Annotated in this window: 16 protein-coding genes; 3 read left to right on the forward strand and 13 right to left on the reverse strand. The window is 61.1% G+C overall.

Annotated elements, in window-relative coordinates; all coding sequences use genetic code 11:
* Positions 1–38: 38 nt before the first annotated feature.
* Positions 39–563, reverse strand: a complete 525-nt coding sequence (locus J3A75_RS33290; RefSeq protein WP_209651151.1) for a hypothetical protein — start codon at positions 561–563, stop codon at positions 39–41.
* A gap of 206 nt (positions 564–769) precedes the next feature.
* Between J3A75_RS33290 and J3A75_RS33295 the strand changes: the two genes are divergently transcribed.
* Positions 770–1,588 (forward strand): DUF5131 family protein, encoded by an 819-nt coding sequence (locus J3A75_RS33295; protein WP_209651152.1) that lies wholly within the window; start codon positions 770–772, stop codon positions 1,586–1,588.
* Between the two features lie 24 nt (positions 1,589–1,612).
* Entirely contained in the window at positions 1,613–2,182 is a 570-nt protein-coding gene (locus tag J3A75_RS33300; RefSeq protein ID WP_209651153.1) for a hypothetical protein, read from the forward strand.
* Here J3A75_RS33300 and J3A75_RS33305 read toward each other — a convergent pair.
* The 5 genes from J3A75_RS33305 to J3A75_RS33325 all read right to left on the reverse strand — a co-directional run bounded on the left by J3A75_RS33305 (position 2,179) and on the right by J3A75_RS33325 (position 7,364).
* A complete protein-coding gene (locus J3A75_RS33305; protein WP_209651154.1) occupies positions 2,179–3,456 on the reverse strand; it encodes a three-Cys-motif partner protein TcmP in 1,278 nt (425 codons plus the stop codon). The two genes, J3A75_RS33300 and J3A75_RS33305, sit on opposite strands and share 4 nt — an antisense overlap.
* Before the next feature lie 118 nt (positions 3,457–3,574).
* Positions 3,575–5,515, reverse strand: coding sequence for an AAA family ATPase (locus J3A75_RS33310; protein WP_209651155.1), 1,941 nt, complete (start codon positions 5,513–5,515; stop codon positions 3,575–3,577).
* Positions 5,512–5,835, reverse strand: a complete 324-nt coding sequence (locus J3A75_RS33315) for a hypothetical protein (RefSeq protein WP_209651156.1) — start codon at positions 5,833–5,835, stop codon at positions 5,512–5,514. Before J3A75_RS33315 ends, J3A75_RS33310 begins: the two co-directional genes overlap by 4 nt.
* Entirely contained in the window at positions 5,835–6,233 is a 399-nt protein-coding gene (locus J3A75_RS33320; RefSeq protein WP_209651157.1) for a hypothetical protein, read from the reverse strand. Before J3A75_RS33320 ends, J3A75_RS33315 begins: the two co-directional genes overlap by 1 nt.
* 63 nt (positions 6,234–6,296) lie before the next feature.
* Positions 6,297–7,364: a metallophosphoesterase gene (locus tag J3A75_RS33325; RefSeq protein ID WP_209651158.1), complete on the reverse strand. Its 1,068-nt coding sequence runs from the start codon at positions 7,362–7,364 to the stop codon at positions 6,297–6,299.
* Positions 7,365–7,520: 156 nt separating this feature from the next.
* On the opposite strand from J3A75_RS33325, the gene J3A75_RS37310 reads away from it, so the two are divergent.
* Positions 7,521–9,236 (forward strand): AIPR family protein, encoded by a 1,716-nt coding sequence (locus J3A75_RS37310; RefSeq protein WP_209651159.1) that lies wholly within the window; start codon positions 7,521–7,523, stop codon positions 9,234–9,236.
* Position 9,237: 1 nt separating this feature from the next.
* Here J3A75_RS37310 and J3A75_RS33335 read toward each other — a convergent pair whose 3' ends face one another.
* The 7 genes from J3A75_RS33335 to J3A75_RS33365 all read right to left on the reverse strand — a co-directional run bounded on the left by J3A75_RS33335 (position 9,238) and on the right by J3A75_RS33365 (position 14,667).
* Positions 9,238–9,645 (reverse strand): hypothetical protein, encoded by a 408-nt coding sequence (locus J3A75_RS33335; RefSeq protein WP_209651160.1) that lies wholly within the window; start codon positions 9,643–9,645, stop codon positions 9,238–9,240.
* 276 nt (positions 9,646–9,921) lie between these two features.
* Positions 9,922–10,383 carry an ASCH domain-containing protein gene (locus J3A75_RS33340; protein ID WP_209651161.1) on the reverse strand — a complete coding sequence of 154 codons (462 nt, stop codon included), beginning with the start codon at positions 10,381–10,383 and terminating at the stop codon, positions 9,922–9,924.
* A gap of 96 nt (positions 10,384–10,479) precedes the next feature.
* A complete protein-coding gene (locus J3A75_RS33345) occupies positions 10,480–11,586 on the reverse strand; it encodes a hypothetical protein (protein WP_209651162.1) in 1,107 nt (368 codons plus the stop codon).
* Positions 11,587–11,591: 5 nt separating this feature from the next.
* Positions 11,592–12,104, reverse strand: a complete 513-nt coding sequence (locus tag J3A75_RS33350) for a hypothetical protein (protein ID WP_209651163.1) — start codon at positions 12,102–12,104, stop codon at positions 11,592–11,594.
* Positions 12,101–13,132 carry a 5'-3' exonuclease H3TH domain-containing protein gene (locus tag J3A75_RS33355; RefSeq protein ID WP_209651164.1) on the reverse strand — a complete coding sequence of 344 codons (1,032 nt, stop codon included), beginning with the start codon at positions 13,130–13,132 and terminating at the stop codon, positions 12,101–12,103. The genes J3A75_RS33350 and J3A75_RS33355 overlap by 4 nt, the downstream gene beginning before the upstream one ends.
* Positions 13,129–13,647 (reverse strand): NUMOD4 domain-containing protein, encoded by a 519-nt coding sequence (locus J3A75_RS33360; protein WP_209651165.1) that lies wholly within the window; start codon positions 13,645–13,647, stop codon positions 13,129–13,131. Before J3A75_RS33360 ends, J3A75_RS33355 begins: the two co-directional genes overlap by 4 nt.
* A 90-nt stretch (positions 13,648–13,737) precedes the next feature.
* Positions 13,738–14,667 (reverse strand): hypothetical protein, encoded by a 930-nt coding sequence (locus tag J3A75_RS33365; RefSeq protein WP_209651166.1) that lies wholly within the window; start codon positions 14,665–14,667, stop codon positions 13,738–13,740.
* Positions 14,668–14,751 lie beyond the last annotated feature (84 nt).

Below are 14,751 nucleotides of genomic sequence, written 5' to 3' on the forward strand. Positions count from 1 at the left end.
TGCCCACGCGGGGCCTCCGTTGGTGGAAGGGGAGGGGGCTACCAAGTCCCCCAGTCGTCGTTGTCGGCGTAGGCGAGCGCCGCGTCCCGCTCGGCCTCGGCCAGGCGGTTCGCCTTGATGCGTCCCAGCAGCGGCTCGACCTCGCGCCGGAAGATGACGATCGCGCCGTTGAACGAGTGACCCGAGGAGATGAACGGGGCGTCGAGCCCGTCAGCGCCAGCCTCGTCCAGCAGCAGGTTGAAGTAGCCGCCGAGGTGATCGACCAGGTGCTTATCGAGCGCCTCGAACTGCGTGACCTTGTTGCTCTCCAGCTCAATCGCCTCGTAGTCGACCGCGTCCATCGGGGTCAGCTTGAGGATGACCGGCTGCCGGTTCCCGATCCGGGCGCCGGCGAGCAAGAACTCCTCGGTGCCCTTGAGCTTGATCGTCTTGAAGGGCGGCGAGCGGTCCGGGTAGATGGCCGCGACAGCCATCGGCGCCGGGATCTGGATGATCCGGCCGTCGCAGGCGTTGGCGATGGCCTTGAGCAGATGGCCATCGGTCGTATCGGGTTGCTGAGACATCTCCGATCCGTGAAGTAAGTGCTGACATACACTCTATAGCGCTTGATGCCCGGTCTTTGATGAAGAAATGCGAGGCTGATCCGAGGCTCTGACTGCGATCCTGCCGATCTGAGGGCGTCTGAGCCCTAACTTCCTCATCTAGCAAGGTTATGCTAACGTGAACGGATCCGGAACGGATGCGCGGCTTGTGGGACTCAGAGCGCCGGATGGCCAAAAATTCTCGTATCGAATGGACCACACACACCTTCAACCCATGGTGGGGATGTGTGAAAATGTCTCCAGCGTGCAAGCATTGCTATGCAGAGGCTTGGGCGAAGCGATTAGGGGCCGGTGTCTGGGGTATAGAAACACCGCGCCGATTTTTTGGAGATAAGCACTGGGACGAGCCGCTTAGGTGGAACGCCGAAGCTTTGCGGACCGGAGTCCGAGCTCGCGTTTTCTGCGCCTCGATGGCGGACGTATTTGAGGATCGAGACGATCTAGATGCCTGGCGCGAACGACTGTGGCGGCTGATTGAAGCAACACCAAGTCTGAACTGGTTGCTACTAACTAAGCGACCCGATCTGGTGCTTAAAAAAGTTCCGTGGGCTAGCGAATGGCCATCTCATGTTTGGCTTGGGACTACTGTCGAAAACCAAACCTGGGCTGACAAGCGGATGCCTGAGCTCGCAAAAATTCCGGCGGCAGTGCGGTTTATTTCTGCTGAGCCGCTACTCGGACCGCTAGATCTGACGGCTTGGAAAGATAGCATCGATTGGGTGATAACTGGCGGCGAAAGTGGGCCACACGCGCGGCCCTCTAGCCCGTCATGGTTTAGGGACCTGATGAATCTCTGCATGGCGGCAGATATTCCATTTCATTTCAAACAGTGGGGTGACTGGGCCCCAGGTCAGGGTATCAGTTTGGCGCGGGTGCGTAGCGCGCGTGCCGATGATGGGACTACTATGTTGAGAGTAGGCAAAAAGGTCGCTGGCCGAACGTTGGAAGGTCAAACATGGGACGGCCTTCCTCGCGCAGTAGCATAGCTAGAGCGGCAGCAATTTTCAGCAATGCCCTTGATTGTCAGCTATCCCAGCGAACGTGGGAACACCGTTCCTTATCCGCCGTTGTTTGATGATGTGCGCCGCAATCACGGGTTTACGGATCTTCGTGGCAAGCCAGAACAAATTAATCGAATTCCGGAGGCGTTAGAAAGCCAAGGATTGCGCGAAATCCTGGCGATGCTTGCCAGCGAAGCTTCGCAATTGATGAGCGTTGGGTGCGATCTTGGTTCTCATAAGCGCGGCGGTGAGAGATTAAGCCGTCGACATTGGGCAGGGGGGTATATCCAAATCGCACAACTCCCGCTTGCACCACCGAACCGAGCCGGATTGTTTGCTATCGCGAAGACGGCGGAATCAAAACTAAGAGCACAGGCAGGTCAAGATACGTGGAAAGTAGCTTTTGCGCTGTGCCCCACTCATTTTAAATTTCAAGAATTACTGGAAACCGAAACGCTTTGGATTTGGTTCGATGCGGCAGCTTCGGGGCATGAAAAAGCGCTTCTTGCACGGGAGCGCCTCCTCTCCACACTTAAGGAGGGACTCACGATTTCGGACAAACAAAGTTCTGATTGCTAAATATTTCGCGGTCGATACAGAGTTCTTAGAAAGTTCTGCTGTTTCTTTGCGCGAACACGGTCAAGATTGCTGAGTTTTGTCGCTCGTGGGCGTAGGCGGCCCTCTGAGTCAAATATTTCTATCTCGTTATATTCGTCTCGGAGGCGCACGACGGCTTCGGAGACTAAGCTCATCGTTAGCGGCGTTTCGTTGCAGTGTGCAACGAAAAGTTCAGAGAGCGACACGGGCGTGCTGTCTCCTGCAGAACCGTCGTTGATCATCCGGGGAAGTTGCTCGACGGCAGCGTTAACAGAGTCGATCCGTGCATTTGTGCCAAAATCGAATTCCAAACTGAGCTGATTATTGTCTATACTTGGATCGTATCCTAGGGCATTGAATCCAGATTTACCCGGGTGCGAAAAAGTATTGGATAAATCCCAATGTCGACGCGCCATCTCATCCCGAGCGCGGGCATGCATAGATAGATGTATCAGCCAATAAGACCATCGGCTCTGCGGCGATCTTATAAAAAACGGGGTATAAAAGGCGGCACCGGTGCGATCTATGATGTGTTTATACAGAAATCCTTGAATCACCGCTCTCTGTGCTCTCTCTGTGCGCATGTCCTTGAGAGCTTCACCCAGCAAAGGGCTTAGTTCGATACGCTGACCAGCTCGCATTTTTGAAGTCTGATCGGTCAGATAGTTGATGAGCGTGTCGACGGAAAAGGTGATCAATACCTCTGGATTGGCGAGTTCTCTGAATAACCCGCGCACCGTTTCGAACGAAACTGCGCTCCACCCATATTGATCCAGAAAAAACAGAGACCTTTGACTGCGCCCCTTAGCTTTGATTGCCGCGACAATTTCAGGGGCTTTTTCATCAAAATCACCCGTGATTATATGTATATCTCGGCCTATGCGCTCTGAGAACTCAGATTTTTGGATCTCTTCCATCAGGAAAGCGGTGTGATTTACTTTTCTATCCACGAAATAGAAATCGCAATGAATAGTAAATCCGTGCTGTCTGGCGTTGGCAAGTTCGATCTCTGCTGCTTTGACTGCTCGAAGTAAAATTAGTGGCGACCCGGCGGTGACCGTTCCGTTTAAATCATAAGCGCCGCCGCCGCAAAAACCATCGACTATTGTTAGCCGCAGTTCCGTTTTCTGGAGCATCGGCGACAATATGTGCAGATATTTGCGGGTATAATCTGCAAAAACCTGATGCTTGGCCAAGCTGTGTGCGCCAAGTTTTGGTAGTGGTTGACCGACCTTCCAGCCATAATGACTGCTCATGCGCTATGCCTGCTACGCTGCGTCTTGGGTTGCCTGAAATGGGATCTGACGGCAATTCGCCACCTTAGCTGACATAGCTAAGGTATTTAAGCCCCGCGCTAACCAACTTTCTTGTTGCTCAGGCGAAAATCTCCTCGATGGTGGACGTCCCGCGCCCGGTCTTCGTGACCTTCATCACCTGTGGCACCCAATCCTTCAGGTCGCTGTGGCTGATAATGAAGACGGTTCCGCGCTCGCGGGCCTTCTCCTGAAGGATCATGGTGAGCCTCTCGACGCCGGCTGGATCGAGGGCGTTGTCGATCTCGTCGCCCACGAATAGCGGGATCGGCTTCGAGGCCCGGGACGCGACCAGGTCCTGGAGCGCGAGAGCTGCCGCGATGCGGACCTTGCGCTGCTCGCCGCCCGAGATCGCCGCGAACCGGGTCCCGCCCAGCGCGTGGTCCACCTCGATGGCGAACTTCTCCTTCAGCTCGCCGGCCTTGTTGCGGGTGAGCGTCGACCAGGTCGCCTGGATGTTGCCGTCCGAGAGCGTTCCCAGATACTTCGCCGTCTGGGCGTTGAGGTAGGGCGTCACCTCGTCGAGCATCTCGGCCCGGGCGCCGGCCGGCGCGAACACCTTGCAGACCTCCTCGGCGATCTCGCACTCGCTGATCGCCGCCGCGTGCTTCTTCTGGGCCTCGAGCACGGCCGTCTCGCACTCGACGACCCGCGCCTCTGCCCGGGCCTTCGACGCCGCGTGCGGGTTGGGCTTCGCCATGAGCGCCTTGATCCGGTCGGACTCCTGGCGCGCCTGTGCGGCCTGGGCGTCGATGCGGTCGGCCTCCCGGTCGTAGGCCGCGATGGATGCGCGTAGCTGAGCGCTGAGCGTGTTCGTCGCGCTCGCGTCAGTCATGCTCGCGCGATGCGTTTCCAGCGCTGTGCGCGCGACTGTGAGCGCTTCTGATGCGCTCGCGTGATCGCGCTTCACGTCGCGCAGCGTCAGCAGCTCAGCGCGCAGGTCGGCCGCGGCCTTCTCCTTGGCCGGGGCGATGTCGTCGGCCGTGTAGGGCTTGGCGCAGGTGCCGCACGGGCAGCCGACCTGGTGATCCATCTCGTCGTGCGCCGCCTTGAGCCGGCGCGCCCGGGCCGAGATCGTCTCGATGGAGTGCTGATGCGCGTCCACCAGGCGCTGGGCCTGGGCGAGCTCCTGCACCAGCCGGCGCTCCTCGGTCTGCTCGCCGGCCAGGCCGTTGAGCCGGGCGAAGGCGTCGGCGAGCTGCGCCCCCAGGGCCGCCTTGTCGGTCTTGGTGAGCTCGGCCCGGGCCGCCTTCACCTCCGCGACGATCGTGCGGACTTTGTCGGTCATCTGGGCGATTTCGAGCTTACGCGCATGCTCCCATTCGGTCAGCTCACCGTCGCACGCCACCACCTGGGCACGCGCGCCGTCGAGCAGCGAGCCGGCGCCGGTCAGCACGAGGTTCGCCGACGCGCAGGCGGTCTCCGCTCCCCGGAACTGGGTCAGGGCGACCTTGTGGCCCTTCTCCAGCACGGTCGTGCCGGCGGCCTCCTCGACGATCACCTTCAGGTTCTTGTCGGTCATGCCGGGCAGGTCCGGCATCTGGTCCTGACCCGCGAGAACGGCCGAGATGAACACCTCGCGCGAGGCGCCGAGGATCTCGATCACCAGGGCCTGCGTGAGCTTGTCGGTGCCCTTCGTCAGGTCGTGGGTGTCGCCGGCCGCGTCGAGCAGCAGGACGCGCAGGGCGTTCTTGCCGGCCTTGTGCTTGCGGTGCCGGGCGATCGTGTAGGTGAGGTCGCCTTCCTGGATCCGGGTCGCGACCCGGGTGCCCTTCTTGGCAGCCCAGTTGATGACGTCGTCGCCCGAGATGCCACGGCTGGTCTCGCCGTAGAGGCACCAGAAGACGGCGTCGGCGAAGGAGCTCTTGCCGGCGCCGTTGGAGTCGGCCGACGTGTCGGCCTGGTTCTCGCCCTGCACGAGCACCAAGCCCCGGTCGGACATGCCGACCCGGGCGCTCGCCAGGGTGAGGAAGTTCTCGATCTCGACGTCGAGGATTTTCATGAGGCCGCCCTCGGGTGCGCGACGGGGATCAGGAGGTGCTGGAAGTCGCGGGTGTCGATGCGCAGGGTTGCCGCGCCATGACCGTTGCTGAGCTGGTGCTTCTTCCAGAGCGCGATCATCCGCTCAGCCTGGACCGCGAGCGCCGGCTCGCCCTGGCCGAGCTCCGTGTCGAGCTCGTAGCCGAGGGAGAAGCGGACGCGCCCGATCAGGTCTGCGATGGCAGCCTCGGCGCCCAGGTGGACGACGGACTCGACGCCAATCCATCCACGCTCGACGTCGTCGGCCTCGGGCTTGATCGTGAGGTCCGTGACGAGGAACATCAGGCTGCCTTCTCGACCATCGCATTGACGATGTCGGCGTAGGAGACGCCGAAGGGGTCGTTCTCGGTCTCGGCGGCCGCCGGCACCTTGCCGGTGTGGATGGACGTGCCGCGCTCCGGGCTCGGAGCGTAGCCCTCGGGCGCCGTCCCTAAGCCGAACGCCTGCCGGTCGCCTGCGGACGGACGCCGGCCCTTGTGCGCCACGCTCGGCTCCATCGCCTCGGCCTCGACGCGACGGATTTGGTCGCCCAGCACCCGGCGGTAGTTCGCGACCGTTGAGCCGGGCAGGCCGCCGATCGTCTCCTCGATCTCGCGCGTGACCTCGCGGGTCGCGCCGCCGGGCAAATAGTCAGTGATGACTTGCTTGCGGACGTAAGTGATCTTGAAATACTGGCTCATTTTGCCCTCGCGCTCGTTGTTGCTCAGACGAATATAGCGAGACGATCTCGGGTTGTTCGCGGCTTATTCAGTGGCGGCGCGCACAGCCGAGATGATCGCCGCGGCCCGGGTCTTCACGGCGTCCATGTGCGGCGAGGCCTGGCGCTCGATGTAGTCGGCCACCGAAGCCTCGAGGCTCTTGGCCTTCACCGACGACGTCGAGGCCCGGGCGCTCGCGGTCTGCCGCTCCACGTTCATGACGACGCCCTTGGCGCCGAGCCGGATCAGCTCCTCGCGCAGATTGACCTCGTCGGCCTCGGAGAGCTTGAGCCCGCGCACCCGGACGTAGTTGCCGTCGACCACGTTCGGGATCTCGTCCGGGTCGGTCTCGTCTGAGACCTCGACGAACTCGGGCGCCCGGCTGGCGCGGTAGGCGACGCCGGCATCGTCCACCAGCAGGAAGCCGGCCTTGGTGCCGATGTCGCTGGCCGTCTGGTGCGTCGTCGCGCCGATCGACCAGACCTTGCCGTCCTCGAACGAGCAGTGGTGATGGTAGTGGCCGGCGAACACGCGCCGGAAGCCGAGCTTGGCCAGGAAGTCGGGCGTCAGCCCGTGCGCCGGCATGCCCGACAGGACACCGTCGATGCCCGCGTGCATCACCAGGTCGGTCTGCCCCAGGCTGCCGCGACGCACCGCCTCATCCGCGAGCGCCTCGAGCACGGCCTTGAGGTCGTCGAGCTTCGGGATCCACGGCACCATCGCCAGCGGCAGGCTGTCCAGGAGCTTCGGCTGCGTGATGATGCCGAAGCCCTGCGTGCCCTTGAGCGACTGGAAGGCGTTGCCGAGCTCCGTGGTCTCGTTCGACTTGAGGTCGTGGTTGCCCGGGATCGCGACGATGCGGAAGCCGTCGGCGAGCAGCTCCTTGATCCCCTCCGTGACGGGGTTGAACACCTCCGGGTCGAGCGAGCCGCGGGTGTGGAAGAGGTCGCCGCCGAACACCAGCAGGTCGCCGCCGACGTCGCGGGTGTCCGCGGCCGCGCGCTTCAGCTCGTCCACGATGATCTGGAGCCGCGAGTTGCGGCCGCACGGCAGCCGGGTCGAGAAGGCCGACCAGGCGTGCGCGTGGATGTCGGAGAGGAGGCCGTAAGTCATTGATACGCCAAGGTTGCGCGCGTCATTCGGGCGCTAGTCAGCAAACTATAGCTACTTGACGTTGGCTTTTGATCGGAGATGATGCCCCTCAGGCAAAAATTTCATACTACCCTACGGTCGCGGGTAGCCTTCATACGGAAATAATCGGAGTCCAGCGTGGACGTAGTGACTCAAAGTCTGCTGCGCGAATTTGCTGAAAGTCAAAAAATTGAGAAGCAGAACCAGGCATCTCAATTCGAGTCTTTCATTAATTATATCGTCGTCTCAGACATCTATCCTGAAGAATTTGACTTCAATGTCGTATCAACCGGCGAAGGTGAATTTGGACTAGATGGTATTGCCATCATAGTCAACGACGTAATTGTTGATGATGAGGAGCAGCTTGACGATATATTAGCTGCTTCTGCGGTGTTGCAAGTTCAGTTTTTGTTCATGCAGTCTAAAAGTAGCTCGTTTTTCGACTCGGGCGATATGGCGAAATTTTTCCACGCCGTTCTAGATTTTTTCAAAACTGACGCATCATTTGTGCAAAATGAAAAGATCTTGGAGCTGCAGGGTATAAAGAACAAAATCTATCAGTTTGCATCGAAGTTCGTGCGAGGCTTGCCGAAGATCAGTCTATACTACGCAACAACTGGCAGTTGGCAAAACGATAAAAACTTGTGCGCTATTCGAGATGGGTTTCTCGCTCAGGCTGAAGCGCTGCACATGTTTGCAGGAATAAATTTCACGCCGTTAGACGCATCTCGCGTTCAGAAATTGTATTTTAGAACGAAGAATGCCTTCAAGGCGAGTATCAATTTTCCGCAGAGTCTGTCTCTTCCGGACATACCGAACGTCAGGGAGTCGTATATCGGGTTAATAACGATAGGTGAATATCTCAAAATGATCTGTGACGAGGACGGCTCCGTTCGGCGGCGGCTTTTCTTCGACAACATTAGAGATTTTCAGGGAAATACGCCTGTAAATGTATCTATTGCCGAAACCTTGAATTCGGACTCCAGTATCGAATTCCCTCTTCGCAACAATGGTATCACCATTGTTGCGAGAAAACTTCAACGCGTCGGGTCACAGTTTACGTTAGAAGATTTTCAAGTTGTAAATGGATGTCAAACTAGCCATGTGATAGCGGCCAATGCAGAGAGTGAGCAGCACTCTATAGCCATTCCCGTTAAAATTATAGCCACAGAAGATGAAGAGGTTACCAGGCAGGTTATAATTGCGTCGAACCAGCAGAATAAGGTTGAGCAGGATAGTTTCTGGGGTCTCGATCCGATCCACAAATCCATTGAGATATTATTTGAATCGAAGTCTGGAGATCAGCGACTATTCTATGAGCGCAGGCCCGGCCAATATAATTCAGTTTCGGGAATCGAAAAAGTTCGAATAGTAACTAAGGACTCGTTGTTAAAATTGTATGCGTCAGTTTTTATCGAGTCTCCAAACCAGGTTGGTAGGTATTACAAAGATCTCATACCTTTGATCGGCAAAAGTATATTTATTCCTAACGAAGAGATATACTCATATTATACGGCTGCATATATAGGATATAGACTTGAATTTATGTTTCGGACCAAAAGGATGCTTCCGGTTTGGAAACCATTCCGCTTCCAAATTGCAATGGCCGCACGTTTTATCTGTGAGCGCATCTGCAATTTACATCCTTCAAAAAGGAAGGGGCATGCTTATTGTTCGGCGATAGACAATTTGATGAGCAACGCAGATCTTGCTCAATCGGTATTTGATGAAGCCACGGATGCTATAATGCTTTCGATAGTCGACCTTAAAGACCAAGATGCCGCGCTGGACCGAAGAACTGCTAAGATGAGAGATATGAGAGATCGGTTGCGGGCGCGAACTTCCAAGAAATAATTTAGCGCTTTGGCATTTTCACGGGCGCGCGGCGGAACGCGAAGTGCTGCATGGGCAGGTAGCGCTGGAGCGCGCCGCCGCGGCCGGAGTAGTTCTTCGCGCTGGCCTTGTCCCGGTCGAAGAAGATCTCCGTGCGGATCAGCCACTTGTCGCCGGTGTCCTTGAGCAGCACGCCCGCGAACTCGATCTTGCGGGCGCGCAGCATCAGGAGGGTGGCGTCATCGAGCGCCCAGGCGGCGTTGCCCTCGCGCACTGCGTCCGAGATATAGCTCTCGCCCGATCGGAAAATCTCCTTGCGGTGCCGGTAGGCGAGGTAGACCTTGCGCCCGTCCGGCATCAGGTAGATGCCACCGTAGAGCCTGTGGCCCTTCTTGACCTTCTCCAGTAGCGTGACACGGGACGAATTCATCGAATGATCCGTTTTTTCTTGATCTGTTGTGTTGTCGCTTTGTTCCCGGCGTCTTGTTTCTGGTGGATCGGAGGCGCCGGCCAATTCACAAACCCGAATTTTTTCCAGTCCTGGGTTTGGTCATTAGTGATAACGGTAGGTTTTATGGCCGTAATCTATGCGGCTGGCGCATTTTTATATGATTTCCGGCGTGTGATAGGGCTATGGGCCGCGATCATATTGATCGGCGGAACAGTCGTCGGCCTTATGTGGCTTGCTGGGCTTTTGGCGTAACGATCAGGCAGCGATGCCGCGGGAGAAGGGGATGACAGTTGCATCGGGCAGGGTCCAAATGCCCTGCGCGCCCCGGACTGGCACCGGATCGTCGAAGGCTTCGGGCTCACGGACGCGCCAGGCGTAGCGCCCTTCCGTCCACCAGCCGTAGACCTTCTCCTCCTCCGTCACGTCCTCGAGGTCCTCCTCGCTGATCGGCTCGCACGAGTGCAGCAGCACGGTGCCGAGGAGGTAGCCGTTCGGCAGCGCCTCGATGTCCCGCGGGAGGTTGGTCTCGAAGTAGTAGCGGGCGAAGACCGGGTCCTTCATCGCGTCGCGCTGCTCGGGACGGACGATCTTGGTCGACGCGATGCCGATCCGCTGACCGATCAGAGCTTTGGGCGCGGGGAAGCCCCGGGTTTCGACGAGCTTGTGCCCATGCACCAGGAGCGACGCATAGGGGTTCCAAACGGAGATGACACGCACGACACAGTTTCCCTTCTGGGTAGAAACGTAGCGTCGCGCGAGTCGGGGTGAAAGTGCGATGGGCGCCTCAACCGACGATGAGGCGCCGCATCGAGCTCATGCGGCTTCGGCGATCGGGGCCGCTTCGGTCTCGCCGGTGAGTTCGACCTCCCCGACCACCGGCGGCTCGTAGGCTTTGGGCAGCAGCGCGTGCAGCTCCTCGAGGGCACCGGCCGCCTCGATCTTGCGGGCGAGCGCCTCCTTGGCGATCTGCTTGCCGTCCCAGACCACGAAGCCAGGCCGGCCCTCGGGCATCAGCTTCTCCTTGACCAGGAACTCGATCAGCGAGCGCTCGACGTCGAACTTCCCGAAGCCGTCGGGCTGGAACATGAAGCGCCAGGTGGCGCGCAGGAACGGCCGGGCGACCTTGTTCTTGGCGACCACACCCGAGACCTCGACGCCCAGGACCTCGGCGTCCTCGCCCTTGCCCTTCTGGATCTTGGCCGCGGCGCCGAGCATCAGCTTCTGGCTGTCGTAGAAGTAGGGCGCCTCGCCGCCCGGGGTCTTCCGGGGATCACCATACATGACGCCGATCTTCATGCGGATCTGGTTGGTGAAGATCGCGCAGACACCGAGCTCCTCGATGTAGAGGTTGAACGCCGGGAGGTGAGCCGACGTGGCGCGGGCGAGCGCCGTGTTGTCGTTCATGTTCCGGTCGGTCATGTCCTTGTCCTTGCCGGTCTTCATGTCGATCAGCGCGGACTGGGGGACCATCGAAGCGAGGGAGTCGGCCACGAAGCAGATGGGCGCCTCGGGCGCGATCAGCTTCTTGGCGCGGATCAGCTCGGCCGCCCGCACCATGATCGTGAGGCTGTCCTCGAAGGTGCGCGGCTTCTTGTAGAGGAACCGGCCGGGCGTGGTGTCGAGGCCGATCCGCTGGGCGAGCACGCCCGAGAACGATCGCTCGTGGTCCATGAACCCGGCGAAGCCGCCGGCGCGCTGCGCGGCGATCATGGCGCGCGTCGCGATGGCCGTCTTGCCCGAGGTCGACGGACCGGCCACCTCGACCTGGCGCCCGACGGGGAAGCCACCGTCCCAGCGCGAGGACAGGGCGTAGTTCAGCGGCGCGTAGCCGGTGTCGAGGAACTGGGTGACGGTCGCCTCGTCGTCGTTGCCGCCGACCAGGCCCTCGAGCGCCTTCGCGATGTCTGCTGCCGATGCCATTGTGCTCACTCCTCTTCGGTTTCCGAGGCCTCGTCGTCATCGACGAAGCCGACGTCTTCACTGCCGCCCGAGCCCGACACGATCAGGCCGCGGTCGTTGCCCGGGGTGCGCTTGGCCGCGTCGCGCACGTCGCGGCAGAACCGGCCGCCGAGCTCATCCACGGACGGGCGGCCCGCGGGGCGCGCCGGCGCCGGGCTCGCGCCGATCGGGGCGCCGGGCACCACGGGCGCGGGCGCCGTGGCGAGCTGCACGCCGCCGATCGCCGGGATCGCCCGGTCGAGGGAGAAGCTCGTGAGGCTCGCCGCCTGCACCGCGGCCAGCGCCTTCGTCTGCCCGGCGGCATTGGCGACGCCGATGAAGCTGAAGGCCTTCACGACGTCCTCGGCCGTCAGCTTCTCGCCGCTGCGCTCGATCAGCTTCACCAGGGCGGTGATCGAGCGGGTGACGGCGCCAACGCCGGCCTCCAGGTTCTGCTGCGGGGTATTCGGCCGCGGCGCCTTCTTCTTCGGTATGCTCATGCTGCGGCCCTCAAGTCAGTGCTGACTCCACTCAGCGCGCAGAACGGCTCGAGCCAGCCGTCCAGGTCCGAGAGGAGGGAGTTGAAGACAAGCGCCTCGCACTGCTCGCGCACCGCGTCCGGGTTGAACTCGGGCTTGGTGAGCTTCGGCCGCACGGGCGCGGGGATGTCGTTGTGCATCAGGTCCATGATGCGCAGGTTGCGGTAGAAGATCTCCCGCTTCTCCTTCTCGGAGCAGAAGTCGGCGAGCTTCTTGGGCACGTCGACCTTGTGGATCTCGACCGCCTCGAAGAACCCGCGCACGGTGCCGAACTTGCGCACCAGGTCGAAGGCGCCGATCTCGCCGATGCCGCCCACGCCCGGGATCTCGTCCGAGACGTCGCCCATCAGGGCCTTCGCCTCGAGATAGGCCTGCGGGCTCGGGCAGCCGCGCCACTCGATGTCCTCGACCAGGACGGAGCCGTCGGCCTGCTTGGTCCGCTTCTGCTTCATGTAGCCGACCTTCTCCGAGAAGTTGGAGTGGGTCACACGCTTCTGCTGGACGGGCGCGTGCCAGGCGACGCCGGGTTGGACGAGCTGGAGCCAGTCCTTGTCGCCGGAGATCATCAGGATCTTGGCGCCGGCCGCGATGTCGGGCGTGTAGCGCTTCACCAGGATGCCGGCGAAGTCGTCGGCCTCGAGGTTGGCGGCCGAGAGCTGCGGCACGCCGCAGGCCTTCATGATCCGGTTGACCAGGGGCCGCTGCGAACGCCAGGAGGCGCGCACATGGGCGACCTTCTCGTCGTTCTTGGTCACGGGCTTGGCGTCGCGCGAGCCCTTGTAGCCCTCGATTTCCTTCTTCCGCCAGCTATCGCCGTCCCAGAGCAGAAGCGGGCGCAGTTGGGGATAGGTCGCGACCATCATCCTGATGGCGCGAATTGTCCCTAGAACCCCCTGCGTCTCCTGCTCCCCAACCTTGAGGACCTTGGTCGAAGTGGCAGCAAAACCGATGTTATTCACGTCGATGAGCAGATGGCCCCGGTGCTTCATACGTGCCTCCAGGTGCGACCCTGCCGGATCGCGTCGACTACCGCCTTCGTCACCCCAAACTCCTTTGCGACCTTCAGAGATGTCGGATGGCCCGCGAGCCGGACCTTGATCTTGCGGGCGACCTCATCCGTGATGCTCGCGCCCGGATGCCGTTCGCCGATCGGCAGCGTGCCCATCCGCTTTCGGTCCTGGTTGTTCTCCCAGGGCGTGCCCCAGCGGAGGTTCGGAAGCTCGTTGCAGCCGCTGCCCCGGTTGCCGTGCAGCCCCTTGTGCCCTTCCGGCTTCGGTCCGACGAACGCGGTCAGCACGAGCGTGTGAACGCTGTGGTGCCGGTGCTCGCCTTCCTTCGAGAGGCAGACCCGGAGGTAGCCCTTGGGGCTCACCTGCTGGCGTAGGCAATGACCGCCTGCCTTCCGGCCGCGGCTATCGACGCGAGCGGGCTTGCGCACCCGACCCATGTCCGAGACCTCGTAGAGGTCCTCGTAGCCAACAACAGGAAGCCAATTCTCGGCCATCAGAGCCTCGCTGACAGGTTATGGGCGGCAGCCGGGTGAAGCTGCCGCCCAGGTGGAGGAGAGGGCGCGTGCGCCCTCCCGTTGCGAGGCTCAGACGCCGTCCAGCTCGTCGAGCAGACCGTCCAGCTCGGCGTCCGGCACGTCGGACCCGAACTCGGCGCCGGTCGAGACCGCCTTCGGGGCGGGCTTCTCCTCGACCACATCGGCCTCCTCGACCTCCTCGACGGCCGCGGCCGGGCGGGCAGCGGGCTTCGCGGCAGGGCGGGGCGCCGGGGCGGCGACCTCCTCGGGCTCCTCGGCGACGACCGCGCCGGTCAGCAGGCCGGCAGCGCGCTTCGGGGGCGCGATGGCGAGCGAGATGCCGGTGGCCTGGCCGATGGCGTTGAGCGCCTTCTGCTCGTCGCCGCGGAAGAACTCCTTCTCGATGGCCTCGAGGAGGTTGATCTCCTTGGCCTTCGTGATCTGGTCCTTCGTGAGCGGCTGGGACTTGAGCGCCGGCATCGGCTCGTAGCGGGTGTCTAGACCCTTGCCCGAGCGAGTGATGACGAAGTCCATGCCCTCGGTCGGGGACAGCGGATCCACCTCGGAGCCGTATTCCTCGATCATCGACACGATGGTGCCGAAGGTCGACGGGGTGAGCTCGAGGATCTGCGGATCGGGGCTCGCGTCGGCGCCATCGTGGATGATCGCCTTCACCAGCACCGACTTGCGGGTGGTCCACTCCTTGACGAGCTTGACGGTGTCGTCGTCGGTCGCGGCCTTCATCGCCTTGTCGATCGCGGCGCAGATCGGGCAGGCCTCGTCCTTCACCAGATCGTGGCAGCCGACGACAGCGACGGGCTTGCCGTTCTGCTCGGTCTTGATCCAGTGGACGCCGAGGTCCTGCCAGAATTTCTCCTCGGTCGCGATCAGGCGAACGCGGGTCTTGCCCTCTTTGAGCTTGACGAACTTGGAGGTGTTCCGCGTGTAGCGGTTCTTGGCGCCCTTAACGAGCGCCATCATTGCGGGGCTGAGTGCCATTGTTCTGCTGCTTTCGTCTTTGGCGATTTGCGCGGAGCGCTGCTGCCGGTGCTTGGTTGCTTGCTAAGACTTTCATCTGTCGCT

Source organism: Methylobacterium sp. PvP105 (assembly GCF_017876975.1).
Taxonomy (GTDB): Bacteria; Pseudomonadota; Alphaproteobacteria; order Rhizobiales; family Beijerinckiaceae; genus Methylobacterium; species Methylobacterium radiotolerans.